The organism is Methanosarcina baikalica, assembly GCF_031461075.1.
Classification (GTDB): Archaea; Halobacteriota; Methanosarcinia; order Methanosarcinales; family Methanosarcinaceae; genus Methanosarcina; species Methanosarcina baikalica.
The window spans coordinates 95971-121380 of the sequence record NZ_JAVKPK010000002.1 but is presented as its reverse complement, the minus strand read 5'-3'; the positions used below and the strand labels follow the sequence as shown (position 1 = coordinate 121380).

The following is a 25410-nucleotide window of genomic DNA, read 5'->3' as shown; positions in this document are numbered from 1 at the left end:
CAAGCCCGTTAATAAAAAACTAAAAACGCAAGAAAAAAATTAAAATGTTAAAAAATAAAAAATAAGGCAGGTAGAATTAATAATCATTGATTGTCCTTTGCCCTGAAGAAGAGCTTTTTCCAGGAGTTTCAGGCTCCTCAATTTCAGGGACTTCCCCTCTTGTTCTTATCTGCTTAAAGATCCTTTCCGCAACCTTCGGCCCCAAAAGAGCAGCCACTTTTTCCGGATCAGCCCCTGCAAGGTCTGCCGTTGACCTGAAGCCTGTTTCGTAAAGTCTCCTTGCTCTCACGCGCCCAATGCTTCTGATATCAAGCAAATCCACTAATTCCGGGCCTGCTCCGTAATGGATCCGCTTTTCAAGTTCTGCAGCTTCTCTTGCCCCTTTGAAGTCAAGGAGCCTGGCAAGCTGGGTAGCCACATGCATAATCCATTCCGCAATATCCGCAATTGCACGAATGTCGCCTTCCCCTATGCCAAACTTCAAGCAAATCTCATTTTCAGATTTTTCACGGACCCAGTCAACAAGGAGAAGAGAAGTCTTGACTTCTCCCAGGAACCATTCATATTCAGTAATATCAAAGGGACTCGGGACCTTTACGAACTCGTTGGCGTGAGCCATTACATAATCGTTGATCTCCTGATAGTCCTGGTTCCGCATGTACAGCAGGCGCATATCAGGCGTACTGCAGACCAGATGCAGCAGGGTAAGCTCAGTCAAGTTTTCTGCTTCTCTCAGGCCCTTTGCAATCCGGGCGGCAGAAAGAGGGTCTATATACAGCCGTGAGACAAGTTTCCCGAAATTTGTAGGAACAAGAGCATCTGTGCTCTCAAGCATCTCTTCCTGCTGCAAAAAGGTAAGGCATTCTTCCACAACCGTCGAAAGCCCGAAGTTCGAATACTGAAAAGCGAAAAATGTTGCCTCAAGAAAATCCATGAGTTCTTCCTTTGTCCGCGCAAAGCCGTTGGAAATTGTAGAAAGCACATGAGTCCTGAGGGCATTTTCGGTTCCGAGCTTGGACCAAATATCTTCGGCATCTGCCTCGATATATTTCTTAAACAGGAAAACAAATTCCTCATACGATTTTGCAAGAAGCACAGCTTCTCCATACGGGTCAAGCCTTGGCCTTCCTGCCCTTCCTGCCATCTGCTTGTACTCGAGTACGGGAATAGGTTGCATCCCGCTTTCAGAAGAATAGCGCCGGTAACTTCTGATAATTACGCGCCTGGCAGGCAGGTTGAGCCCGGCTGCAAGGGTAGGAGTGCTTGAAATCAGCCTGATTTTTCCTTCCCTGAAGCCACCCTCCACAAGTTCCCTTAGAGGCGTGGTAAGGCCTGCATGATGAAAAGCAGTCCCTGAACGGATGCAGGCTGCGAGGGTCGTTGAAGTATCGGTTTCACTATTTTCGAGAATCTCATCTGCGATCCAGGCCAGGGCTTCACTGTCTTCTGCTGAGAGGGTCTTTTTAACCGCTGAAGCTGCCTTCTTTGCAAAAGCCATGCAGTTTTTCCTGCTGCTTTCAAAAACCAGGCACTGCCCGCCTTCCCTGATGGTATCCAGCGCGAGGTTTATGGATTCGTCTTTTGTGGGTTGTTCAATAAGTTTTTCCTTATCCCTGCAATAGAAAATCCCATTAAACAGTACCCCTTCGAGAAGTTCGGTCGGCCTCCATTCGCTTACTACAAGTTCGGCTTCCAGCCAGGCTGCAAGTTCATCGGCATTCCCCACTGTTGCAGACAGCGCCAGGATCTGGCAGGATGGATTTATTTTCCGAAGTTTTGTAAGGGTGACCTCAAGCGTAGGCCCCCTGTTCGCAGAATCGATAAGGTGCACCTCATCTGCTACAACAACCGAGATTTTCTGCATCCAGGCAGTTTCGTTCCTGAGCAGAGAATCGGTCTTTTCCGATGTGGCAACGATAATGTCATTTACCCCGAGCCCCTCGTCCCGCAGGTCATAATCCCCTGTGGAAATCCCGACCCTTATTCCAAGTTCCGAAAATTCCTGAAACCGCCTGAACTTTTCAGAAGCAAGAGCCCTGAGAGGTACGATATAGAGCGCCTTTCCTCCTGCCTGAATAGATTTCAACATCGCAAACTCGGCAAGGAGAGTCTTCCCTGAGGCAGTTGGAATTGCAGCAAGCAGGTTTTTTCCTTCAAGCAGTCCTTTTTCCACTGCTTCCGCCTGAGGGGGATAAAGTTCCAGAATCCCGGAATCAAGATAAAAACGTTTTACTTCGTCGGGCAGATCGAGACTTTGTATCTTCATTGAAAACCAGCAACTCACACATTAGATAAAAATCTATTTTGAAATCTCAAGCTAATGCCGGAAATTACCATACTGCAAAAGTCTGAGTTCCCTGTGTGAGGGAACCCCGATTTTTGAGATTTTTAGAAAAACACTCAACTGTTTGCCGAATAATAATAATTTCCGCTTTCCTTCTGTTCCCGGTCAAGCCTTGAGCCGAGGTTATTGACACGCGGACGCCTTGTCTCTTCATCCCTGCGGAAAGTTATGCCCAGGTTTTTAAGGAATTTGTTCATACCGGTTTCCATGCTGAACGGGCCGTGTGCTTCACCGTATACCGAAGGCGTGCCTTCAAAAACCATAAGGCGTTGACTCAACATATCGATCATATAGATGTCATGGTCAACGACCAGGGCTGTCTTCTGGTTATTCTCGGCAAACCGGTTCAGAACCTTTGTGACCATAGAACGCTGTTCTACATCAAGGTGGGCGCTCGGCTCGTCCAGAATATAGAGGTCGGCTTCATGAGACAGGCAGGCTGCAATAGCAACTCTCTGCAGTTCTCCGCCGCTCAGATCACTAAGCAGGCTGTCATAAATCTTTTCAAGCTGGAGGGGGTTTGAAATCTCAACCTCATAATAGCTGGTCCCGAACCGTTTTGAGATGCCGCGCAGGAAATCCTGCACGGTCAAAGGTATATCAGCTTTAATGTACTGAGGCTTGTAAGAGATTTTTACTTCTATCCCGGGATTTCCGTCATCAGGTTTTATTTCCCCGGCAAGGACTTTTACGAAGGTTGACTTTCCTATTCCATTAGGGCCCACTATCCCAAGCACCTCACCTTCCCGAAGGCTGCCGCCTGTGGCTTTCAGAGAGAAACCATCCCCGAATTTCTTTGAAAAGCCATTGAAGGTAACCATGGACTTAATCTGTGAGGCTTCTCTTGGGGGATGGATCTCAAACTTAATGGCCTCAGGCCGGATCCTTATATTTTCTTCAGGGAGGTAGCCTTTAAGGTACTGGTTAATTCCCACACGTACGCTTTTCGGGAGAGTAATCACACCAAAGCCGGCAGGTTCTCCGTAGGCAATATGAATTACGTCTGTAAGCATATCCAGAATTGCAAGATCATGCTCGACCACGAGCACAGCCCTGTCCTTTGAGATCTTCTGGATCAGGCGGGCAACATTGATCCTCTGATAGATGTCAAGGTAAGGGCTGATTTCGTCAAAGAAGTAGAACTGGGCATCCTTTGACGCACATGCAGCAATTGCCACGCGCTGCAGCTCTCCACCACTCAATTCCGAGATTTTTCTGTCAATTACGCTTTTCAAGTCAAGGTAATCGACAAGCTCATCCAGAATTCCCCTCTCGTCGGTTTTTTCGAGCAGTTCGGAAGTCTTGCCTTTGAAAGCTTTAGGGATCAGATCTACATACTGGGGTTTCTGGGAAACCCGGACTTTTCCATCCACTACAGCCTTGAAGTAGTCGTGAAGCGCAGTGCCCGCATAGTGTTCAAGCGCAGTATCCCAATCGCCTTTTCCCTGTCCGAAGTTAGGGATCAAAGATCCGGAAAGTATCTGGACCGACGTGCTTTTCCCTATCCCGTTAGGGCCAAGAATTCCCGTCACTTTTCCTATCCTCGGCACAGGCAGCCCGAAGAGAGCAAAACCGTTTGGCCCGTACCTGTGAGTAGGCACCTGCAGAGCTTCAGGAAGCCCTATGATCATAATGGCTTTAAAAGGGCATTTGTTAACGCAAATCCCACAGCCCACGCAGAGTTCTTCTGAGACGACGGGCTTTCCGTCTTCCTCAAAAACAATTGTCTCATCCCCTGTCCGGACCCTGGGGCAGTACTTTTCGCACTCCTTGCTGCACCGTCTGGGCTGACACCTATCTTTATTGAGTATAGCTATTCTCATTATTAGTCCCCGTAATCACGTTTTTCTTTAATTTGTTAACAGATATTTGATTAAATGAAGCGTCATAATTAAATGAAGCGGCTGCTGCGATTTACAAGCGCAACCCGGCGCTTAACAATGTAAATGTTTGCTATAGTAGAGAGCGGTTACCACAGCAGGACAATATGATAATGTAACGGCTAACATATTGAAGGATATTGCACATATACAGCAGTTATCGGTTATGAAATGCCTGCTCTGGTATATGAACCGTTGGACTATTACAGGCATGAAACATCAGTTATTCAAGATGTTTATAAAATAAATAGGTAAGTCATACATAAGTTTGGTGAATCGAGCAGGTAAAAGCCGATAATAAAAGAGACCGTGTAAAAAGGCTTTCGATCTGGGAAAAGCCTTTTTTGCAGTTCAGGAAAGTGGAATTCAATTCAAGAGCAGGGTCCAGGTAACAAGGAAGAAATCAATGATTATAAACTCCACGTAAAACCAATCCTTTGCCTTAAATTCCTTGGTATCGATCTTGAATTGAGGATAGATAAGCTTCTGTATAAAATACGTGAGTGCGATAATGATCATCAGTACGGCATACCAGATCCTATCTTCTCCTGCCCCGTACAGTTTGAAGATTAAAACTCCTGCCAGTATTCCGAGTACTGAAGCTACTATCGTCTTTATAATTCCATCTCTATGTTCTTTCTGCTTTTCCTCAGGCGTCCTTTCTTTAATCAGATTCTTCTTCTCTGGAGGCTCAACGTTCGCTACGGAACCTTCTGCAATAACTTCAGTAGTATTTACGGGTTCCTTTCTGGACTTTAACTTTGGGTTTTGCTTACTCAACCTGTGTACTCTCCTGAACGGCAATTATTAATATTCCGGGAATGTCATCGTAGTCAGGGTCTAATCTCAGTTAAAAATTAGACCTGAATTATGAGGTATGAATTATAAAATTTAAATTACAAGATTTAAATTAGAAAGTTTGAATTATAAGGTTTGAGTATTAGATTTAAATCATTATATTTAAATTATTAGAATCAAATTATTGAAATAAGATTATTTGAAATAAATACTGGAATGAGATTAACGGAATTAAATTACTGGAACGAGATTAACGGAATCAAATTACTGGAACGAGATTAACGGAATCAAATTACTGGAACGAGATTAACGGAATCAAATTACTGGAACGAGATCAACGGAATTAAATTATTGGAATTGAATGTTAGGACTGAATTTCACAGCTTTAAATAAATTCATTGCTTAAAACATTACCTATCTGATCTATGGATATCGAATCGATTCCTATTGAATTTAAATGTTTTGAAAATTTAGAAGGCCTGTCCCCTCCGGGGTGATAGACAAGAGTGACTTCAGGGTTAATTTTTCTAACCATATCTTCAAGCCCGCAGGCATCAAGATGGTCGCTTATCCTGATTGTCGGGTAAGTATAATCCATTCGGCAGCTGAGCACGTACTTTTTAATGTTCCAGGGAAGTTTGTTAAGGTCCCAGGGAGCTACTACGAAAACTCCATCCTCTCCTTCGGAATCAAAACCTGTAAGTTCCCCGGCATCTTCAAGCATACTGCGGGTAAGTGCTCTGGTTCGTGCTTCCATACGGATAGCGCCATCATATCCAAAACCCCTTATGAGTTCAACTGCTCGCTGGGCTTTTCCAAATTCATATGCCCCGAAAGCAACTGACTCATGTTCAAAAAGGGCACATTTCATGCCTTCGAGGTCATCTGTAAAATGACAGGTGGGATCTGCCGGGTCCCCATAGTTAGCCTCAGTAATAAGGACATCGCAGGAAGGAAGCTTACTCGCATCTTTGACGTCCCCCGTAACCAGAATCCTTGTCCCTACATCGTTTTCCCAATAAAAAGCAGTAGCGCCTGCAGTATGTTCGGTAGGAAAGGTCTTTACTTTTACCCCTTCAACCTCGATTTCCTCCCCAACCCCGCATATGTTGCCCACATATTTTTTGTCGTGCCTGATTTCAAGGGCCGTTGCCGTTTTATCCGAACACACAGCATTTGGGGAGAGCATAGCCGATTTTCCGTGATGGTCGGAATGGGCATGGGTGATCAGATAGGCATCCGGCTGCGGATGCTTTCCAGGCGTGCGGGTCGTGTCAATGGAAAACGTGCGTAAATCCCCGCCGTCATTCCTGAATCGGAGAGAAATATGCGGTTTAAAAGTCCCGCGAGAATTACGCTGCCTGAGCGCCAGCACACCAAGATCAATTAGTTTTTTAGAAATCACGCAAATCCTTGAGGAGATCACACTTAAGCTATTTAAGGTTAGGGAAATCCCGTAGACTCGTGATTACTATATTGTATAAATATAAGAAGGCAGATAAAAATTGAATCAATGCCTTAAAAATTCGGGCTTTCATCTTAATGATGGTTGTTTAGAAAGAGTAAACAGTTTAATGGGTGGATGCTGTCTAAAAAACGAAAGTTTAATTGATCCTGAAGAAAGAAAAGGATCTTCTTGATAAATTTACATGAATTCTGAAAAATTAACCTGAATTATAATTTCAAGATTCTCATTTCCCTTAAATATAAGATTTAAGCTGAAGATTAGATCACGAAAGATATAGTACCTTTCTGTACGGTCTAATCTCCAGTAAAATGCCTGGAGGCATGTTTTATCCTGCAGAAATTTAGGCAGGAGATTCTTTGGTCAGGATATAAGCAACCATTCCAGGGTTAAGCTTGCTTTCCCTTGAAACCTTTGCTTCGATATCCTCAGTGGATTTACCTTCGGTTTTCATTTCCTTTATTTTTTCAGTCACTGAGGACGGAATAGTGTAATATTCGTTTATATCCTTCCTGTGGCCCCAGACATCTCCTTCGATAAGCTCAATTCTCTGCATCTTAAGGAACATTTCTATGGACTTTGAAACCGTTGCCATGTAAGATTTGGGTAACTGAATTACTTCAATCTTCGGGCAGGTTTCAACCAGTCCAAATATATCCTTGTTCGACGGCCTGAAGGCCAGGTGAACAACACGCTCATTAGGGTTAAGTGTAAAGATTTCTTCTCTGGAACTAACGACTCTTATTTTCATGTTTTTCTCTTCCCACTGTAAATTTTTTTTGTACGTTTTTACATTGATATAGTAGGTTATACTGACTATAAATATTTATCCCATTGAACTAACATTATTTAGATAGTATTCTGGATTTTTTATCCCCAAAAGATTTCATTAATCAACCGGAAGAAACGAAGAAACAAATGGAAGCCAATTTTTACAACTTGATCTTCTCTTTTGATTCGATTTTTGTCAATCTAACTGCTATAATTTATTTCTGGAAACTGATTTAATTATTATGATCCAATCATTCTGGCCTTTAATTCCTTGATCTCTCACACTTTTTCAGTTGTTGATCTCAGTATACTTTTCCACTCTAATTAAAGGAAATTAAGTGGGGGTAAATTACTGAAAAAAATAGTGAGCAGTGAGCATTGAGCAGAAAACGGGCATCAAAACACTTCAATATAAGTGAATTAAAATTCCGTGGAAGCAGAGAAAGATCTAAAAAGGTAAGATTTCAAGCTTTAAGGGCTGGAAAAAGCTCAAAAAACGAATATGGAAAAGATTAGCCCCGGGCCTCTGGAACCCCGGGTGGTCTTTGTCAAAAAACGATTAGAGAAGTTTGTCCAGTTCCGACATTAATACGCTTCCCTGGGTTACGCCCATGAAACGCTTCACTTCTGCCCCATCTTTCTGAATGATCAATGTTGGGACAGCATGTATGCCGTATTTGGAGGCAAGTTCCTGGTTTTCATCCACATCGACAACTTTGAACTCAACTTTATCTCCGTACTTCTTTTCGAGCTCTTCAATAATCGGTTTTTGCATCCTGCAAGGTCCACACCATGTTGCGGAAAAGTCCAATAACATCGGTTTCATAAAATCACCTATATTACTTTGAAACGTCTGAGACTTTCTCTATTCTCATTTTCTATTCCGGAAAGCATAGAGAAAAATCATACCTACACTGCCTATAAACGCCTGTACGACAAAGCTGTCGAAACCCCAATCCTGAATGACAGGAGGCCTCAAAGACGGAATTGCCAAATACAGGGTCGGGACTCACTTTATTGTATATATTATCTTCGAAAATATATAATGCTTATCTCAGTTTCATGTGCCTTCTCATAAACGCATGTAAAAAAGAAAACCCCAGCAAGCTTTAACCCGTTGAGGAATCACGCATTTTTCCCGTGCCTTTCTCCTCTTTCCGGCCTTTAATTATGTTGCCGAAGTACATGCAGCCTTCCATTGAGATTGTTGGCACGTCCGGAGACTCGTTTACCATACTTACCGGAGCACCCCTGATTAGCACGCAGGGCACTTTTTCCCCTGCTTCCCCCATAAGGAGTTCAGCAGCCGAAACGAGGTTGTCTGCTACAGCCTTATATGTAACAAGAAGGGGTTTTTCATATATATCAAAAGTTCCCCGAGCGTCCTCCACAGGTATGAACCCTGAAACTCCAAGCGCAATCCCTGAACAGCCAAGCCTGAGAGGCTGAGTCCTGCTGTCTCCGATAATTACTCCCAGCCTGCAAGAATAACGCTGCTCAAGCCGGCTCCGAATATTTTCCGAACTTTTTCGCGGGTCTTCTGGCAGCAAGACTACATGGCCTTCAGGAGCATTGGATGCATCGATCCCTGCGTTGGGAGCCAAAACACCTTTTGTGATGGTAAGGGCAGCTCCGGGTACGCCCCCGAAAACCTCATCGCATTCCTGAAGCACTAGTTCCATTTCTCTGGGATCGATCCCGTATTTTTCCCCAAGAAACCGGGCCCTTTCTCCGGGAGTAATACTTGCAAGCTTGACAATTCTTTTTTCCGCCGTGCCAACCGCAGATTCGGCCAGCACGAAAATATCTCCATCAACCGGAACAAGGCCTGCGTCCTCCAGTGAAGTTTCGAGAATCTGTACGATGTCGTCCCCTTCCTTGATAATAGGGGTCTTAATCCCGAACATCTGAATGTAAGTGTTTTCTGAATTCATGTTTTACTGCCTTTAAAAGCTGATGATTAGCTCTAATCTTCTGGACCATGAATCAATAGATACGGAATCAAACCGTAAAATACCGGAAGGTATTAATAAATGTATCCGAAAGTTCAGAAAACCTCCTTCCAAGGATAAGAGGCTGAAAATAAGGAAAATTTCCCGGAAATATAACCTGAAAAGCCTCAACTAACCTTCCAGAAAGATAGAAATCGGACCTGAAAAGACTTTCTCCCAATGGTTTGCTTTCAGGCAGATGTTATAAGCGAATGTTTCAGTTCACTGTAACAGCTTTCGAAGATAGCCTGTTCAGCTTTGATTCCTCAAAAGATTTCAGGTTCCGAGCAAACTCATTAGCTATTATCATTTTTTTCACTACTCACTAGAGTTTCTGAGTATGAAAACGATCTTGAAAACTCATTAATTATTAAGAATAAAAGAGGTTTTAAGATAAGCTTTTAAGAAAAAGGAGTAAATTAACGGCACAAAATACACAAAATCGGAAGTTTTAAATCTTAAAGAAAAGGAGAAGAACCTCCCATTTTAAGAAAATTATTTTTGTATTCCGTTAATTCCTGAAATTCCAGCCATCGAAAGCAGTCTGGGAGTGTTTTTATGAGATCCGATAGGCATAACATGGATCCCTCTTGAAAGTTTCATCAGCTCCTTGATAGTCTCGGAAGCTATGGAAAGGCCTTCTTCAATAGGGTTGGAAGCTTCTTTCATTCGGAACATGATTTCCTCAGGCACATTAATTCCTGAGATATTCTTGTTCATGTATTCAGCCATTCCAAGGGACTTGAGAGGGATCAAGCCTGCGATCACAGGTACCTCAAGGTGGCTTATGGCTTCCATAAATTCCTCGAACATACCTACATCATAGACAGCCTGAGTCTGGATAAAATCAGCTCCACACTTAGCCTTCTTTTCAAGCTTTATGAGTTGTAGGATTTTTTCAGGATCTATTCCTGAGACAGCGCCTGTACAGAAAGAAGTCCCTCCGTCCAGCATATTTCCTGCAAAATCGACGCCTGACTCAAGCTTCCGGACAAGCTGAAGGAGCTGTACGGAATCGAGGTCATATACTGGCTTTGAACCGGGATGGTCTCCACACGAAGGAAAATCCCCTGTCATCAAGCAGATATTCCGGATACCCAAAGCATACGCTCCCAAAAGATCTGACTGAAGCCCTATCCTGTTCCTGTCCCTGCATGTGAGCTGCATAATAGGTTCGTGCCCGTCGTCAAGTAGAAGCTTACTAAAAGCAAGGGAACTCATATGCATAATCGAGCACTGGTTGTCCGTAACATTTAGAGCGTCTGCAATGCCTTTGAGCTGGTGAGCATCTTCCAGGGGGACTGAAAACCTTGTTCCCTTAGGAGGAGAGACTTCAGCAGTAACCAGAAATTTGCTGGAATTCAGTTTTTCACGAAAATTAAAAAGCATTAAATAAGAATATTAGATATGAAATTATTTAAAACCATGCTCCTGGGGGGCATGGATAGAATAAAGAAGATCAAGTCTCTTGATTTTTTTCAAGCGCTCATAGATAAGATTCCAGACACAGTCATTCTCTCTGTTTACTTCACACATTCCGTCAACAGCCCCTCCGCAGGGCCCGTTCAGAAGCCCTTTAGGGCACTGGGATTTGGAACAGAGCCCTCCGAATTCGCTGATTGTGCAGTTACCGCACATTATACACTGGCCGGAAAGCAATTTGCCCTCGCTAGAACCTCCCAGAGAAAGCGTATTATTTGAACCGTATACAGGCACTTCCGTTACACTGGCAACAGTCGAAACTCCACTGCCGCAGCCCATGACAAGAATACAGTGTGCCTCATTTATTTTTTCATTTTTCTGGGCCAGAGACTCAAAAGACCGGACACTGCAGGCTGCGGTGGGAAGAGCCCAGCCTACAACACGCTTTCCGTGTCCCTCTAGCCGCCTGCATATTTCAAGAACCTCGGGTTCTCCTCCTGTTTTTAGTTTTGCGGCGCAGACATTGCATCCGATAACGAAGATATCGTCTTCATCTTTTAATAGGGCCAGGATTTCTTCAAGGGGTTTTGCTGAAGTTATAATCATAATTACCTCAAATATCGATATTCCAGATCGTTCCGGTTTGCAATACATTTGCGGATCATTTCGGCAATAAGTGGGAGGGAGCGTGCCTGACCTTCAAGTTTACTCGCAAGGCGCTCAAACTGCAGGAGAGTGCCCATTACGAGCACGTCAGTCATTTCCGTTTCATGGGAAACTGCGTCCCTTGCCAGAGCTGCATCTCCTCCACGGGCAAGCATCTCCTGTTTTATTATCAGAGCCTCTGTAGTCGTAAGATTACGAATTTTCAGCATAAGGTGGATGCTTTTGTTCTGCATTACCTGCGAGCCTATCCTGGTAGCTCCAAGTTTTCGCATAGCTATGCCTGCATCCTGCGGGGTCTTTACTTCAAGCACAGAGACCTCATACCTGCCTTCTTTTACTATACTTGGCCGACTTCTTAGAGCCCCTGAAAGCTTTACAACATCGAAGGTTTCAGGCACGTCGTGCGTACGAATAATATTTGCGCCTTTATATACTGCAATAGCTGCAGCGGCCAAACTGCCATAGATCCTTCCAGTTGCAGGCTTTTTAAGCACCTCCCCTATGAAAGATTTTCTTGAAAGGGCTGCCAACAAAGGCTTTTCAAAAATCTTCAAGCGTTCAAAGTCGTCAAGGGTTTCAAAATCATAGATAGGAAGCTTTTCTTCTGTCCACATGCCTATTGCAGGGTCAAGTATAAGATTTTCAGGATTTATTCCCCCTGCTTCAGCAGCCTGTATTATAGAATCAAGTGCTCCGATAATAGAATCCATTCCAAGAGGATCTCCAGGAACTACTTCAGAAGCCATAACAACGGCAGGGCACCCGTGATCTGCCACTACTTCAATCATTCCAGGATCTGCAGTAAAACCGGAAACATCATTTATAATTTCAGCTCCTCTTTTGAGAGCTTCTTCTGCGATTTCAGGAAACATTGTATCCACGGAAATCACAGCATCCACATTGCCTTCCAGAGTTTTAAGCACTGGCAGGATACGTTTGAGTTCCTCTTCCCTGCTAATAGGTTCGGCAAGTCTCCAGGTTGAACGGGCTCCCAAATCCAGAAAAGTTGCTCCGTCCTGAACCATTTTCAGCGCAATCTCGAGCACCGAATCCGGGCTTACAATAGAGCTTTCGTAAAAGGACTCCGGGCTAAGATTAATAATGCCCATTACATGTGCAGGGTATCGATCTCCTACTTTTATACCGCAGATATCAGTATCAACAACCATTTTTGACAACCAGGCTATATGAATTTATCAGCTAACGCCAGCCAGCACTTAACGGACATCGGTAAAGATGTCTTGATGGATGCAGCCTCACAGATGCTTTTCAGTCATGAGACATTTCAGTGTTATCCGTTTGAATCGTAAATGGGAATGCGGTATATTCCGCCTTTATGAATGTTCCCTGAAAAAACCTTTTATTCCACCCCGGAGTCTTCCGGATATGGGGATTTAATTGATATATCATTATCAGGATCAAATAAATAATCACTGTAACCATATATTAATTAATATATATCAGCCGGATTTATCAGGTAAATTTGTTTAAAATCTGTTTACGACCTCTTTGAGATGTATTAGTGGCCTGGTTTTTAGCGGCCGAGTATTTTATAGTAATTAGCCTATATATTTAAATCCAATAATTAGTTTGAGTATTATTGGTAGTAAATTCTTATTGTAGTAAAATAAGCTTCAATAATACATAAAAATATTGATGTGTAGAATTAATCTGACACAATTGGGAAAGCAATGTTGTGCATTAATTAAGGAATAATCTATAAAAAACAATTGCTGTTATCGTAAGCTGGCAAGATAAAGAAAATAGGGTTGAATTTCCTTATCTGGCACAATTGGAAAAACAACTTTGATTGCTTTAATATGAAATGGTAAGAATAAGAATTTTATGTGCCTTGACCTGATAATCCGGTGCCTTACCCTCTGTTTGCCAGGAAATTATCACATGGATCGTCATCCTGTACCATTGGATATGATAAGGAAACCGCTGAATGCAAAACAGTACTACTTATTTATCAGAAATTAGTAAAAGTAAATTAAAATAAAAGTATAAGAAAAAACAGCTTTAGAAATAAAAAGTCTCAAGAAAGGAAAGGATAAAAGGCCTGGTAAAAGGGCCTTAATAAAGAAGCTTTAAAAAGAGTTTTCTGCACATCTCAGTACATGCTTCATAAGCATTGCAACTGTCACAGGGCCTACACCGCCAGGAACAGGAGTAATGAGAGCAGCTTTCTTGATCACATTTTCGAAGTCTACATCTCCGTATACGCCGTCTTCTTCCTTGGTAATTCCCACATCAAAGATAACTACCTCTTCCTTTACCATGTCGGCTTTGATAAGGTGTTTTACACCTACGGCAACTACCAGGATATCTGCGCCGAGCGTATATTTCTTAAGATCGTCTGTGAATACGTGGCAAATCGAAACTGTTGCATTCCGGTTAAGGAACATTGCTGCCATGGGTTTTCCAACAACATTGCTGTGCCCGACAATAACCACATTTTTGCCCTGGACAGGCACATTATATTCTTCAAGCGCCCGGATAATCCCATGGGGGGTACAGGGAACAAGACCTTCATCCCCGATCATTAGCTTTCCCATATTGTAAGGGTGAAAGCCATCCGCATCTTTTTCAGGGGCTATGGCTTCCATTGCTTCCTGCGGGGAAAAATGTGTCGGAAGCGGGAGCTGAAGCAGGATTGCGTGGACATCCTTATTTTTGTTAAGTGTATATATCAGGGAGAGGAGTTCCTCCTGACTGGCTTGTGTCGGAAGAAGGTAGTCTTCTGCTCTGATGCCCACACGTTCGCATGCTCTATGTTTCAGCCGGACGTACATCCTCGACGCAGGATCATCTCCTACAAGGATGGTAGCAAGCCCGGGAGTAACTCCACGGCCGCTTTCCAGGTCCTCAACTCCTGTCCTTACTTCTTCTTCAATCTGCTGTGCAAGAACTTTACCGTCTATGACCCTTGATTCACATCCTTCAGTTGACATTGTAAAACACCCGGCCCTCTTCGATCAGCAATAAACCGGGAACCTTGAACAGAGTTCCCTGACCTTACCACTTGTTTCCGACAGGAGCCTATCGTTTGCCGCATTCTTGATTGCGATTTCGATATAATCGGCAATTAATTCCATTTCTCTCTCCCTCATACCCCTTGTGGTACAGGCAGGGGTTCCGAGCCTTACCCCACTCGTAACAAATGGGCTGCGGGTTTCGAAGGGAATTGTGTTTTTGTTTGCAATGATTCCGGCTTTGCTCAGGGCTGCTTCGGCATCCTTGCCTGTTATATGCATATTATTAAGGTTAATAAGCATAAGATGATTATCCGTGCCCCCCGAAACGATATCAAAACCCTTTTCCTTCAGAGAGTTGCAAAGGGCCTTTGCATTCTTTACGGTCTGGATCTGATCCTGCCTGAATTCTTCACCCATTGCCTCTTTAAAAGCTACTGCCTTTCCAGCTATAATATGCATGAGAGGCCCACCCTGAATGCCAGGGAACACAGCCTTGTTAATTCCGACTGCAAGCTCTTCTGTCCTGGAGATTATCATTCCGCCCCTTGGACCCCTAAGGGTCTTGTGGGTTGTGGTGGTAACGAAATCTGCATAAGGCACAGGACTCTGGTGCACACCTGCAACTACAAGTCCTGCAATGTGGGCAATGTCCGCAAGCAAATAGGCTCCAACCTCGTCAGCGATTTCTTTGAATTGCTTGAAATCAATCTCACGCGGATAAGCGGAGGCACCGCAAACAATCAGTTTGGGCCTGCATTCCTTTGCCATTTCCATAAGTTCGGCATAGTCCAGCATCTTAGTATTTTTACTGACTCCGTAGGGCACAATATTGTAGAGCTTACCGGAAAAACTCACAGGACTGCCGTGGGAAAGGTGCCCTCCATGCGAGAGGTCCATGGACATGATGGTATCTCCGGGCTGCAAAACTGAGAAATAGACAGCCATGTTGGCCCCTGAACCCGAATGAGGCTGGACGTTAACGTAATTTGCCTTAAAGATTTTCTTTGCCCTGGAAATCGCGAGGTCTTCAGCAACGTCCACGAAATCGCAGCCGCCATAGTATCGCTTGCCGGAATACCCTTCGGCATACTTATTGGTCAAAATCGAGCCCTGAGCTTCCATCACGGCTCTGCTTGCATAATTCTCGGATGCGATAAGGTTTAATTTGTATTCCTGGCGCTCGGCTTCTTTTTTGATAGCCTCGGACAATTCCGGATCAACTTTTTCAATATAAGACATTACTGTCACCTGGGATATGCTTATTTAAAATTTAGTTAAAGTGAAGGGTTTTTTGTGGCTTGGGTTGATTAGTGTTAACATGCGGGTGTTTAAGAACTGCCTGATATATTTGAAAGTTACTAAGAGGTTGAGGTATTCAACGACAAAAGTCGCTGACAAAGGGGATTAATTAAACAGGCTTTGTAACTTTTTCTTAGGGAGTTTCATACTGACGTTTTAGAACTTCCAGCAAAAGGCTCCTGGATATTTTCAAGCTCGGAGATTTCGAAATCTGGAAAGCCCTTGTGGCCTACAAAGTTTCTTGGAGGTACCTATAAGTTTGAATTATTTATAATTATCAGGGTATTAATAAGGTTATTAATCGGTAAAATCTATTCCGGTTTGAGCATGAACTTAATCGGCTACTCAAATACGGGCTACTACATTTCGGCCTTCAATTTTAAGTTTACCCTCGGTAAAGAGCTTAACAGCTTCAGGGTAGATAATATGTTCCTGTTCCAGAATTCTGGCAGTAAGAGTCTCTTCCGTATCTTCCGGGAGCACAGGCACACATTTCTGGAGGATAATTGGCCCTGAATCCAGCCCTTCATCTACAAAGTGCACGGTACAACCTGCAACTTTTACCCCGTATTCGAATGCCTGCTTCTGGGCATGAAGTCCTTTGAAAGCCGGAAGAAGAGACGGATGAATATTCAGAACTCTGTTCCTGTAGATCCCGATTATTTCGTTTCCCAAAATCCGGAAATAGCCTGCAAGCAGAAGAAGGTCCGTGTTATGCTGTTTCAGAATATTCAGGATTTCCCTGTCATATCCCGCTCTATCGTACTCATCAGGATTAAGGAAAACAGCGCTTATTCCATAATTTCTTGCGCGTTCGAGAGCATAGGCATTTGCCTTGTTGGAAATAACAACATTAATTGCCGCATTCTTTATGTAACCCTTTTCAATGCTGTCTATAATCGCCTGGAGATTCGAACCCCTTCCAGAGACCAGCACCGCAATCTTCACCATCATCGAAGCGTTTAGATTGAAACAGTGCTATATTAGGGTTTTGGAACTATGGCACCTGGAAAAACTACAGGTAGAGATTTGAGGATAAATACGGCTTCGGACGTAAATATTTACACTAATTAACTCAAGAATCCATAACCATACAAGGTATGGAAAAACTTGGAATAGAATCAATAACCACAGAATACACGGAGTACACCGAAATCACATAAAACAAGGAATACACCGAAAATACGAAAAACACGGAAAAACTGTAATTTCGTAAATAAGCCCTTTCAATTAGTCCTCTCGAGCGTAGCGAGAAGGACCCCGTGCTCCCGAAGTGGAACTCGGGTAGCGGAACTCGGGTGGGGCAACTAGGGAAAGGATAACCTACAAAATATATTCACGCTTCGTCATGTGTTTCCTTGCGTTCCTCTATGAAATTAAGGAGTTCCTGAGAATCACTTATCTTGTCAAGTTCTTTCTTTTCGATCAGGACCGTATTTTCCACTGATTTTATTTTGGAACACCCGTTGATGATAAATACGGATTGGGTCTCAGTAATGCAGGAAATGCTGCTCATTAGATGAGCCCGCTTGATTACGGTTGTATTGAATTCGCTGACTCCTGTGAGGATAACTGAGGACTTATCCCGTGAAATAGCCTTGAAAGGTGCCTGTGCCGTAGGAAGTACATCATAACCAAGCATTGAAATCGTATTAAGGATCAGATCTTCCGCCAAAAGAGTTGACGATTTTACCTGATCTTCTGTTTCGGGTTCTGCTTTCTTTCGGGGCTTCCTGCTCCCGCAGGACTTCAGGATGTTTATGGGCCTTGCCAGTTCAACTCCAAAGATGTCTTCTAGCTGGAGCACGACGTCTATCGACGCATCCATGCCCTCTTCCTCGTACTTACTGATAGTTCTCCTTGAAACCCCTACCATGGTAGCCAGGGTCCCAAGAGACATTGCCTGATCCATCCTGGCTTTTTTCAGGAGATCTCCTTCAATGGAGACATATAAGCCACCTGGAGCTGCTGAAACCAGTGGTGGAATGTTTTCAATAAAATAATCGTGAAGGGTCTGGACATTCAGGACAAGGATATCATAGCGCATGTACACAACGCTGTCCTCAAGCATCTGATCTCGGGTCTTTGCCCCCACGACAATAGAAGAGCCTCCAAGATACTCAGCCAGGAATTTCATTTCCCTGGCAGTTTCTTCATTCAAGCCGTCAATGTTAAATAAAACCTTGCAAAGTAATAGTGTTTCACCTTTCCGTGCGGCAACGTCAAAACTCCTCGGGCGAATATTACAGCGGTCAGAGAGTGCAAAGCCCGCACGTGCCAATACATCAATAATTTGATGTATGAGAACCTCTTTTGTCATTCCGGTATCAATCCAGTATCAATCTCTGTTTGAACATCTATATATATGTTTCTTCACTCTTGAGAATCCTTACAGTGCAAAAATACGCCGGAGAATGACGAAAACTGTAGTTATCCGAAACGGGTTTGCGGAAAATAAGACGGAAAAGACCGGAACCAGAAAAATGATTATCGGAATTGATGATACTGATTCAAACGAAGGAATGTGCACAACATATCTGGGAGCTTTGCTGCTGGAAGAGCTCCAGGCCTATGGAGCTGTTGAAACTTTTCCCCTGCTTGTTCGTCTGAACCCTACCATTCCCTACAAAACAAGAGGAAATGCTGCAGTAGCCCTGAAACTTAAGACCGTCTGCCCGGAAAAAGTAATTGCTCATGTAATATCCAGAGTAGAAGAACTTGCACGCATTGAATGCGAAAAAACAAACCCTGGCGTTGTTTTTATTCTGGAAAAAGATTACAAGATCCTCAAGCCTGTCCTCGGAAACTTTCTGGAAGAGGCTGTCAGAAATGTGATCGAAATACAGGAGGCAAAAAGCCTCATCAAGGAATTTGAGATTTCCTCAAAAGGCTTCAAAAACGGAAGGGGGCTGATAGGCGCTCTTGCAGCCTGCGGGGCCATGCTGAACCCTGAAGAATGGGATCACACTTTCGAGCACCTGGCATACAGACAAAAAGAAAGGTGGGGAACTCCACGCGAAATAGAAAAAGAAAGTTTTTTTGAAGCTGACAGGAAAACTTACCCCGGAACCTGGGATACAGTGGACCTTACAAACAGGCTTGTAGTCTGTGTACCCCATTCAGCCGATCCCGTGCTTTTCGGAATCAGGGGGGAAACCCCTACCATCGTTACTGAAGCAGCAAGCATGATCAAATCTGAACCTGTTGAACGTTTTGCCGTATACAGGACAAACCAGGGTACGGATATGCACCTGCTGTCCGCAGCAAACGCCGCTGAAATCCGGGATATGCATTCTTATATGCTGGAGGGTATGGTTTCGGCATTTCCGAAAACCATTCATGGAGGGCATGTTATTTTCTCTATCAGGGATAACGAAGGAAACGAAATCGACTGCGCAGCCTTCGAACCCACAAAGAACTTCAGAGCACTTGTCAGGAAACTAATGCCTGGGGACAAGGTTGTACTTTCGGGAAGTGCCAGCTCCGGAACTCTCAACATTGAAAAAATCGAAATTAAAAAGCTTGCACCCCTTCATAAAGAAGAAAACCCAAAATGCCCAAACTGCGAAAAGCACATGAAGTCTACAGGGCAGGGACAGCAGTTTCGCTGTAAAAAATGCGGGACACATGTTCCCTCAAAAGTAAGATGTGAAGTAAAGAGAGACCTTGAAACAGGACTTTATGAGGTCCCGCCCTGCGCCAGACGGCACCTCGCAAAACCGTTGGTCAGGGAAAAGCGGTCTGATATCGGTATTCATCCTGCCCGATAAGAAGCCGTAAACTTATGGCCTCAAATCTTGGGTTCGGAAGATTTCTTGAATTTTTCGTATAATTCTTGAATCTTTTGAATAATATCTGATCCTATTGATTTTAATTTATTTCCGGCACAGAAGGGGCTTTTCTTTTATGCTCATTGCTCTCGATGCGCTTTATGACCGAATTCAGCTGCTCTACCGAGACGCCAAGAGTACTCAGGATGGTTTCAGGATCTTCATTTTTCTCGAGCATTCTGAGCACCTTATCCACTTTAACATAAGAGATCCCAAGTTCGGCTTCATCGGTCTGGCCTGCCCAGAGGCCTGCGGACGGTTTTTTGGTAATAAGAGGGTCCGGAATTCCTAACCTGCGAGAAAGCTCCCATACCTCGGTCTTGTAAAGCCCGCCTATGGGTTCAAGATCAACGCCTCCGTCTCCATATTTCGTGAAATAGCCAAGCAGGATCTCGGTTTTATTACCGGTTCCGATGACCATACGGTTCATCCGGTTTGCATGGAAATAGAGAAGAGACATTCTGACCCGTGCTTTAAGGTTGCCTCTGCAGAGCTTATCTGCAGACTCACTCTGAGGGACTGCAGCTATGAAAGCTGAAATGATTCCTGAAATATCAATTGTCTGAAACTCGATCCCGAGCCAATTTGCAAGAGCTTTTGAATCTTTGCTGTCTGCAGCGGGGGTAAGGCCGGGTTCAGGCATATGGATTCCGAGTACCTTATCTTTTCCGAGGGCTTTTACGGTGAGTGCTGCGGCAAGAGCTGAGTCTATTCCCCCACTGATGCCTACAACGGCCCCATTTACACCTGCTTTACTGATTTCGTTCCGGATAAAGTCAATAATCCTGTTCTGCGCGATTTCAAGGTCCATGCTGTCAAATTCCTGGATATCTGTGATAATAAATCTAAAAGGCACCAAGGTCTGGGTGACATTGAGGTCTTAATAATAAAGTCCGAATGAGATCAGAGTTTGAATTATATCAAACAATTTTATACATGGAAAGTCTAGATATATTTCCAGATATATTAATCCTCAGAGGAAAATAGAATGGAGGGTAAACTTATTTAATAAATGGAGGGTATAGAGGGTAATATCCCGGGTATTATAATATAAATAACTGATTATCAAATATACCTCTAACCGACAAAATTATTTTATGGGTAGAGATACAGGCTATAAAAGAAAGGGGTTTTCGGATATGAGTACCGGACAGGAAATTCAAGGTGTCGGGTATTCAGCAGCAAAACTCCAGGGATAAAAAATTCCCTGATCACAGGCATTGAAATAAAAAGAGCATCTAATATAGAAAACAGGTAGTTCCTAATACGCAGTCCGGAAAAATCTGAAAAATCCGGTGTCTGTTTATTTTATGTAATTATTAAATAAAAGTAGTAATCAAAAAGACAACTATTTTTGGGATGATCTATGGAAGAAATACAGTTGAAGGTTGAAAAGGCATATCCTATTGACCTTGGAAGAGGAATTATCCGACTCGACCCTACAGCCTTACTGAAACTTCAGCTCTCGCCAGGCGATATCGTGGAAATAAGGGGGAAGAAAAAGACCACGGCAAAGGTATGGAGAGCTGACAGGCAGGATTGGGAACAGGGAATCGTGCGAATTGATAACTTCATCCGGCAAAATGCAGGAGTTTCCATAGGAGAGAAGGTAACCATCAAAAAGGTGGAAGCCCCGGAGGCAAAAAAACTCATTCTGGCGCTCCCGGAAAGCATGATACAGGGGGGGCCTGAACTTCAGTTCGGGGAACACGCAAATGAGATCATAAAACGGCATATCCTCAAAAGGCCGGTTTTCAGGGGAGACATCATTCCTATAATCAACTCTATGTCTCAGCCAATGACCGAATCCCTGACAACAAGCCAGGTAATCCCTCTGGTTGCCGTTGAGACAGATCCTGCAAATACAATTGTCCTTATCACGGAAGCAACATCCATCGAACTTCGGAAAAAGCCGGTTCAGGGTTACGAAAAAGCAACCAGGGGTGTAACCACCTATGAAGACATAGGAGGCCTGGGGCAGGAGATCATGCGTGTCCGGGAAATAATAGAGATGCCCATGAAGCATCCTGAGCTTTTCGGCCACCTCAATATAGAGCCTCCGAAGGGAGTTATCCTCCACGGCCCGCCAGGGACCGGGAAAACCCTGATTGCAAAAGCCGTAGCCAATGAATCCGGAGCAAGTTTCCATTACATTGCCGGCCCTGAGATCGTGGGGAAGTTCTATGGAGAAAGCGAGGAAAGGCTCAGAAAGATCTTCGAAGAGGCAACTCAGGACGCACCATCGGTCATTTTCATTGATGAAATCGATTCCATTGCTCCAAAAAGAGAAAACGTGACCGGGGAAGTGGAAAGGCGAGTGGTTGCCCAGCTCCTGACCCTGCTTGACGGGATGGAAGAGAGAGGGCAGGTTGTGGTTATAGGAGCCACTAACCGCGTGGATGCTATCGATCCTGCACTCAGGAGGCCAGGCCGTTTTGACAGGGAAATCCATATAGGTGTGCCTGATACCAATGACAGGTACGAGATCCTTCAAATCCATACCCGCGGAATGCCCATCGAGAGAGATGAAGAAGTAGGGAATGGAGGAGAAGCCGAAATCGAAGCTGATGAGGCTACTCTGGAGAGGGAAAGGAAAGAAAAGACAAATAAATATCTGATGTACCTTGCTGAAAGGACCCAGGGCTTTGTAGGCGCAGACCTTCTGGCTCTTGTGCAGGAAGCTGCCATGCGATGCCTCAGAGAAAACCTGCCTGATCTTGACCTCGAAAAGGAACCGGTTCCGCCGGAAAGACTGGAAAAAATCGTTGTAACCAAGAAAAACTTTGAAGATGCCCTGATGGAAGCCGAGCCCTCGGCTCTGAGAGAAATATTCGTGGAAATGCCCACAGTTAACTGGGATGATGTGGGAGGGCTGGATGAAGCAAAGCAGTCAATTATTGAGGCTGTAGAATGGCCCATTAAAAGTCCGCAAAAGTTTATTCAGATGGGCATAAAGGCTCCAAGGGGAATTCTGCTTTATGGCCCGCCGGGGACTGGAAAGACTATGATAGCCCAGGCCGTAGCCAGGGAGTCCAATGCCAACTTTATAAGCGTCAAAGGGCCTGAGATGTTCTCGAAGTGGCTTGGGGAATCGGAAAAGGCTATCCGTGAAACCTTCAAGAAAGCACGTCAGGTTGCCCCTTGTGTAATCTTCTTTGACGAGATAGATTCAGTTGCCTCTATGCAAGGCATGGAATCCACAGACAGTCACACTTCAGAGAGGGTGCTGAACCAGCTCCTTACAGAGATGGACGGGCTTGAGTCCCTTAAAGATGTGGTGGTTATTGCCGCAACCAACCGCCCTAACCTTCTGGATCCTGCAATCCTGCGGCCCGGGCGTTTTGACCGGCTGGTCTATATGGGATCTCCTGACCGTAAAGGCAGGCTCAAGATATTTAAGATTCACACAAAGAATACGCCCCTTGCTGAGGATGTAGATCTTGAAGCCCTTGCCGATACAACTGAAGGTTATGTGGGTGCTGATATTCAGTCAGTGTGCAGGGAAGCCGTAATGAATGCCCTCAGGGAGAATTTCGAGATAGAAAAGATCGAAATGAGACACTTTAGAGAAGCTCTGAAGAAGGTAAAGCCCACTATTACGGAAAATATTGCTCAGTTCTATGAAAAAATCGAGGCGCAGTTCAAAGGAGGCCAGAAAATCATGGAATCGGGTGCTTATGTTGGGTACAGGTAAGAAAATAAAATGAGTAACTCTTTAAAGGAATAATTCTTAAAGGGAAAAAGTTTTAAAGAATATGGTTTCAAATGACATAAAATATTCAAAGTGAAAAGCCAGCTTTATCCAAACCCGCATAACACACTGAGAACGGAGATACGATAAAAATGTCTAAAGTATTTGCAAGGAACCTTCTCTTCAATAAACAGGTAATGGCTACCGACGGAACAGAGATAGGAACGCTGAGCAACATTGTAGTCGAGATTAAAGGGGGAAATATCATTGACCTGATGGTCACCCCGAATGTCAATTTAGACACTTCCAGGTACAAAAAAGTGGACAACTATATCCTCGTTCCCTTCGATTCCGTAAGTGCCGTTAAAGACTACATAATAATAGATAAAATGAAAGCAAAGGAGTAAATTAAAACAAAGAAAGGAAAGAAACACCCTTTCCTTTCCCGAATCTTCTTTTTCACCCGAGTTGCGCTTCGGGATCACAGGAAATCGGAGATTTTCTGGGAGTTGCGATGTAATCGCAACAGCACGCAGTCCTTTTCGCTGCGCTCAAGAGGACTAATTTATGGCTTAGAACTTGCTCATTTCTCCTATTGCTATTCGGAAACCCATCGTCCTTTTATCTCGCTTTGCTCGCTCACGAGGACTCATTTTTCCAAAGTTATAGCTTTGTCTTTCGAATAGCTCCTGGGAGTATTCAATTCGTTTTTTTAAAATAAAATATGGATAAATTGGGTGTAAATATTTACATCCGAATGATATGCCCACAGCAATTATAAAGATCAAACTGTATAGAATAATATGGAATAGATAAACGAAAAGTGGTCAAGATGAAGTTGATAAAAAGCAACAAATATGACACTGATTTTGTTAAAGAAAATATGATGGGTCCTAATGCATTGAAAATTCTCGAGGAACTGTCTGAATCTTTAAAGCTTGAAAAAGGCATGCGAGTACTTGATCTCGGTTGTGGGAAAGGGCTTACTTCGATATTCTTAGCAAAAGAATATGATGTTACAGTTTTTGCTACGGACCTCTGGATTGGTGCAACAGAGAACTATGAAAGAATTAAGTCAATGGGGCTTGAAGATAGAATAATACCAATACATGCGGAAGCCCATGATTTGCCGTTTGCTCATGAGTTTTTTGATGTTGCTATAAGTGTAGATGCCTATCATTATTTTGGGGTCGAAGCAGATTATTTGACAAAGTATTTTGCTCCACTTGTAAAAAAAGGAGGGCAAATAGCAGTTGCAGTTCCGGGCTTGAAGCAGGAATTTACAAATGGAGTTCCGGCAGAATTAGTACCATACTGGTGTGATGATATGACTTTAACTCTACACTCATGTGACTGGTGGTATCATCTATGGAAAACTTCTGATTCGGTAAGTATTCAAGAGTGCAAAGAATTAAATTGCTTAAAAGAATCCTGGCAGGATTGGCTTTTGTGTGATAACGACTATGCTCGTAGAGATATTGGAATGATGGAAGCTGAGGGTGGAAATTACTTTAATATGGTTTCACTCATAGCTACTAAATTGTAAAGAAGTTTTTAACGAGTCAATTTCTGTTTTAATACAGGGAGGTCTTAGGCGTGAAAGATTTTCCTGAATTTATGAAGAATAAAAGTAATCATATCAGCAGACATATCAGCAGACATATCAGCAGACATATCAGCAGACATATCAGCAGTAAGGAGCAAAATACTGAAAATATTGATTGCTATTTTTTCGAAGGTGCGGACAGCATTCAGATGGCGTTCTGGACCTGTTATTCTGACAGGGTTTCTAATATACTTAGATTGGGTATTGGATTTAGTCTGTATGGCAGTTCTTTGATAAAAAAGGCTTACTCTTCTTCCGGTTTGATTCTATAAAAAAGATAATATAAATGTAAGTGAATTCAACTCATTAAAAATATTAAATCAAGTATTTTGTCTGTAACATACTGTTATTTAGGCCTTTTACTTTCATCGGGTTCTTCTTCTATGTTTATTTGTTCTGCTGAATCTTTTTTTTGTTCTTCTATTGATTCCATTTTTTTCATCAATTCTTTTTCTTTATTATCATTCTTTATTTTTCTTGCTGGCATTTGTTCACCCCAATAGTTTGATGTAAATAGTTTGATGTCTGCTGAAGTAATAAATATATTGAATTGCCTGCTGATACTGAATTATTTTTTGGTTAATACAAACCTGTGTTTATGTTAAATATAAAATCAACAGCATTAGACGCCACGATATTTTTGTAATTTACTGCTTTATATTGCCTCAA

At 43.3% G+C, this 25410-nt stretch carries 19 protein-coding genes and 1 pseudogene; 4 read left to right on the top strand and 16 right to left on the bottom strand.

Features of this window, described 5'->3' with window-relative positions:
• Window positions 1-76: 76 nt before the first annotated feature.
• The 14 genes and pseudogenes from RG963_RS01165 to RG963_RS01100 form a co-directional block, all read right to left on the bottom strand.
• The gene (locus RG963_RS01165; protein WP_310574437.1) at window positions 77-2266 is read right to left on the bottom strand and encodes an ATP-dependent DNA helicase; all 2190 of its coding nucleotides are present in this window, start codon (window positions 2264-2266) and stop codon (window positions 77-79) included.
• Window positions 2267-2400: 134 nt separating this feature from the next.
• Window positions 2401-4167: a ribosome biogenesis/translation initiation ATPase RLI gene (locus tag RG963_RS01160; protein WP_310574436.1), complete on the bottom strand. Its 1767-nt coding sequence runs from the start codon at window positions 4165-4167 to the stop codon at window positions 2401-2403.
• Window positions 4168-4590: 423 nt separating this feature from the next.
• Window positions 4591-5004 carry an EMC6-like membrane protein gene (locus RG963_RS01155; protein ID WP_310574435.1) on the bottom strand — a complete coding sequence of 138 codons (414 nt, stop codon included), beginning with the start codon at window positions 5002-5004 and terminating at the stop codon, window positions 4591-4593.
• 403 nt (window positions 5005-5407) lie between these two features.
• Window positions 5408-6427 carry an MBL fold metallo-hydrolase gene (locus RG963_RS01150; RefSeq protein WP_310574434.1) on the bottom strand — a complete coding sequence of 340 codons (1020 nt, stop codon included), beginning with the start codon at window positions 6425-6427 and terminating at the stop codon, window positions 5408-5410.
• 403 nt (window positions 6428-6830) lie between these two features.
• Window positions 6831-7238 (bottom strand): DUF1699 family protein, encoded by a 408-nt coding sequence (locus RG963_RS01145; RefSeq protein WP_310574433.1) that lies wholly within the window; start codon window positions 7236-7238, stop codon window positions 6831-6833.
• Window positions 7239-7817: 579 nt separating this feature from the next.
• Window positions 7818-8105 (bottom strand): annotated as a pseudogene (trxA, locus tag RG963_RS01140) (thioredoxin); the annotation flags it as partial.
• 262 nt (window positions 8106-8367) lie between these two features.
• Window positions 8368-9192 (bottom strand): coenzyme F420-0:L-glutamate ligase, encoded by an 825-nt coding sequence (cofE, locus tag RG963_RS01135; protein ID WP_310574432.1) that lies wholly within the window; start codon window positions 9190-9192, stop codon window positions 8368-8370.
• Between the two features lie 552 nt (window positions 9193-9744).
• Window positions 9745-10638 carry a methylenetetrahydrofolate reductase gene (locus RG963_RS01130; RefSeq protein WP_310574431.1) on the bottom strand — a complete coding sequence of 298 codons (894 nt, stop codon included), beginning with the start codon at window positions 10636-10638 and terminating at the stop codon, window positions 9745-9747.
• A 24-nt stretch (window positions 10639-10662) separates the two neighbouring features.
• On the bottom strand, window positions 10663-11277 hold the full coding sequence (locus tag RG963_RS01125) for a methylenetetrahydrofolate reductase C-terminal domain-containing protein (RefSeq protein WP_310574430.1): 615 nt from the start codon (window positions 11275-11277) through the stop codon (window positions 10663-10665).
• 2 nt (window positions 11278-11279) lie between these two features.
• Window positions 11280-12506: a dihydropteroate synthase gene (folP, locus tag RG963_RS01120; RefSeq protein WP_310574429.1), complete on the bottom strand. Its 1227-nt coding sequence runs from the start codon at window positions 12504-12506 to the stop codon at window positions 11280-11282.
• Between the two features lie 921 nt (window positions 12507-13427).
• The gene (locus tag RG963_RS01115; protein WP_310574428.1) at window positions 13428-14291 is read right to left on the bottom strand and encodes a bifunctional methylenetetrahydrofolate dehydrogenase/methenyltetrahydrofolate cyclohydrolase; all 864 of its coding nucleotides are present in this window, start codon (window positions 14289-14291) and stop codon (window positions 13428-13430) included.
• A 24-nt stretch (window positions 14292-14315) separates the two neighbouring features.
• Window positions 14316-15554, bottom strand: coding sequence for a bifunctional serine hydroxymethyltransferase/L-allo-threonine aldolase (gene glyA / locus RG963_RS01110; protein WP_310574427.1), 1239 nt, complete (start codon window positions 15552-15554; stop codon window positions 14316-14318).
• A gap of 405 nt (window positions 15555-15959) precedes the next feature.
• A complete protein-coding gene (gene purN / locus RG963_RS01105; protein WP_310574426.1) occupies window positions 15960-16568 on the bottom strand; it encodes a phosphoribosylglycinamide formyltransferase in 609 nt (202 codons plus the stop codon).
• Window positions 16569-16950: 382 nt separating this feature from the next.
• Window positions 16951-17934 carry a transcriptional regulator gene (locus RG963_RS01100; protein ID WP_310574425.1) on the bottom strand — a complete coding sequence of 328 codons (984 nt, stop codon included), beginning with the start codon at window positions 17932-17934 and terminating at the stop codon, window positions 16951-16953.
• A 163-nt stretch (window positions 17935-18097) separates the two neighbouring features.
• On the opposite strand from RG963_RS01100, the gene RG963_RS01095 reads away from it, so the two are divergent.
• Window positions 18098-19384 carry a tRNA(Ile)(2)-agmatinylcytidine synthase gene (locus RG963_RS01095; protein WP_310574458.1) on the top strand — a complete coding sequence of 429 codons (1287 nt, stop codon included), beginning with the start codon at window positions 18098-18100 and terminating at the stop codon, window positions 19382-19384.
• A 100-nt stretch (window positions 19385-19484) separates the two neighbouring features.
• On the opposite strand, the gene RG963_RS01090 is transcribed toward RG963_RS01095, so the two are convergent.
• Window positions 19485-20255: an NAD+ synthase gene (locus RG963_RS01090; protein WP_310574457.1), complete on the bottom strand. Its 771-nt coding sequence runs from the start codon at window positions 20253-20255 to the stop codon at window positions 19485-19487.
• A 555-nt stretch (window positions 20256-20810) separates the two neighbouring features.
• On the opposite strand from RG963_RS01090, the gene RG963_RS01085 reads away from it, so the two are divergent.
• The 3 genes from RG963_RS01085 to RG963_RS01075 all read left to right on the top strand — a co-directional run bounded on the left by RG963_RS01085 (window position 20811) and on the right by RG963_RS01075 (window position 24681).
• Complete coding sequence (locus RG963_RS01085) at window positions 20811-23138, top strand: CDC48 family AAA ATPase (protein WP_310574424.1); 2328 nt, start codon at window positions 20811-20813, stop codon at window positions 23136-23138.
• Between the two features lie 149 nt (window positions 23139-23287).
• A complete protein-coding gene (locus RG963_RS01080; RefSeq protein WP_310574423.1) occupies window positions 23288-23542 on the top strand; it encodes a PRC-barrel domain-containing protein in 255 nt (84 codons plus the stop codon).
• Between the two features lie 425 nt (window positions 23543-23967).
• Window positions 23968-24681, top strand: a complete 714-nt coding sequence (locus tag RG963_RS01075) for an SAM-dependent methyltransferase (RefSeq protein ID WP_310574422.1) — start codon at window positions 23968-23970, stop codon at window positions 24679-24681.
• A gap of 406 nt (window positions 24682-25087) precedes the next feature.
• Here the strand turns inward: RG963_RS01075 and RG963_RS01070 are convergent, their stop codons facing one another.
• Window positions 25088-25228, bottom strand: coding sequence for a hypothetical protein (locus RG963_RS01070; RefSeq protein ID WP_310574421.1), 141 nt, complete (start codon window positions 25226-25228; stop codon window positions 25088-25090).
• Between the last annotated feature and the right edge of the window lie 182 nt (window positions 25229-25410).

Coding starts and splice junctions, on each gene's coding strand:
- RG963_RS01165 (WP_310574437.1), bottom strand. CDS start 2,266: ATGAAGATACAAAGTCTCGATCTGCCCGACGAAGTAAAACGTTTTTAT.
- RG963_RS01160 (WP_310574436.1), bottom strand. CDS start 4,167: ATGAGAATAGCTATACTCAATAAAGATAGGTGTCAGCCCAGACGGTGC.
- RG963_RS01145 (WP_310574433.1), bottom strand. CDS start 7,238: ATGAAAATAAGAGTCGTTAGTTCCAGAGAAGAAATCTTTACACTTAAC.
- cofE (WP_310574432.1), bottom strand. CDS start 9,192: ATGAATTCAGAAAACACTTACATTCAGATGTTCGGGATTAAGACCCCT.
- RG963_RS01130 (WP_310574431.1), bottom strand. CDS start 10,638: ATGCTTTTTAATTTTCGTGAAAAACTGAATTCCAGCAAATTTCTGGTT.
- RG963_RS01125 (WP_310574430.1), bottom strand. CDS start 11,277: ATGATTATAACTTCAGCAAAACCCCTTGAAGAAATCCTGGCCCTATTA.
- folP (WP_310574429.1), bottom strand. CDS start 12,506: ATGGTTGTTGATACTGATATCTGCGGTATAAAAGTAGGAGATCGATAC.
- RG963_RS01115 (WP_310574428.1), bottom strand. CDS start 14,291: ATGTCAACTGAAGGATGTGAATCAAGGGTCATAGACGGTAAAGTTCTT.
- glyA (WP_310574427.1), bottom strand. CDS start 15,554: ATGTCTTATATTGAAAAAGTTGATCCGGAATTGTCCGAGGCTATCAAA.
- purN (WP_310574426.1), bottom strand. CDS start 16,568: ATGATGGTGAAGATTGCGGTGCTGGTCTCTGGAAGGGGTTCGAATCTC.
- RG963_RS01100 (WP_310574425.1), bottom strand. CDS start 17,934: ATGACAAAAGAGGTTCTCATACATCAAATTATTGATGTATTGGCACGT.
- RG963_RS01095 (WP_310574458.1), top strand. CDS start 18,098: ATGATTATCGGAATTGATGATACTGATTCAAACGAAGGAATGTGCACA.
- RG963_RS01090 (WP_310574457.1), bottom strand. CDS start 20,255: ATGGACCTTGAAATCGCGCAGAACAGGATTATTGACTTTATCCGGAAC.
- RG963_RS01085 (WP_310574424.1), top strand. CDS start 20,811: ATGGAAGAAATACAGTTGAAGGTTGAAAAGGCATATCCTATTGACCTT.
- RG963_RS01080 (WP_310574423.1), top strand. CDS start 23,288: ATGTCTAAAGTATTTGCAAGGAACCTTCTCTTCAATAAACAGGTAATG.
- RG963_RS01075 (WP_310574422.1), top strand. CDS start 23,968: ATGAAGTTGATAAAAAGCAACAAATATGACACTGATTTTGTTAAAGAA.
- RG963_RS01070 (WP_310574421.1), bottom strand. CDS start 25,228: ATGCCAGCAAGAAAAATAAAGAATGATAATAAAGAAAAAGAATTGATG.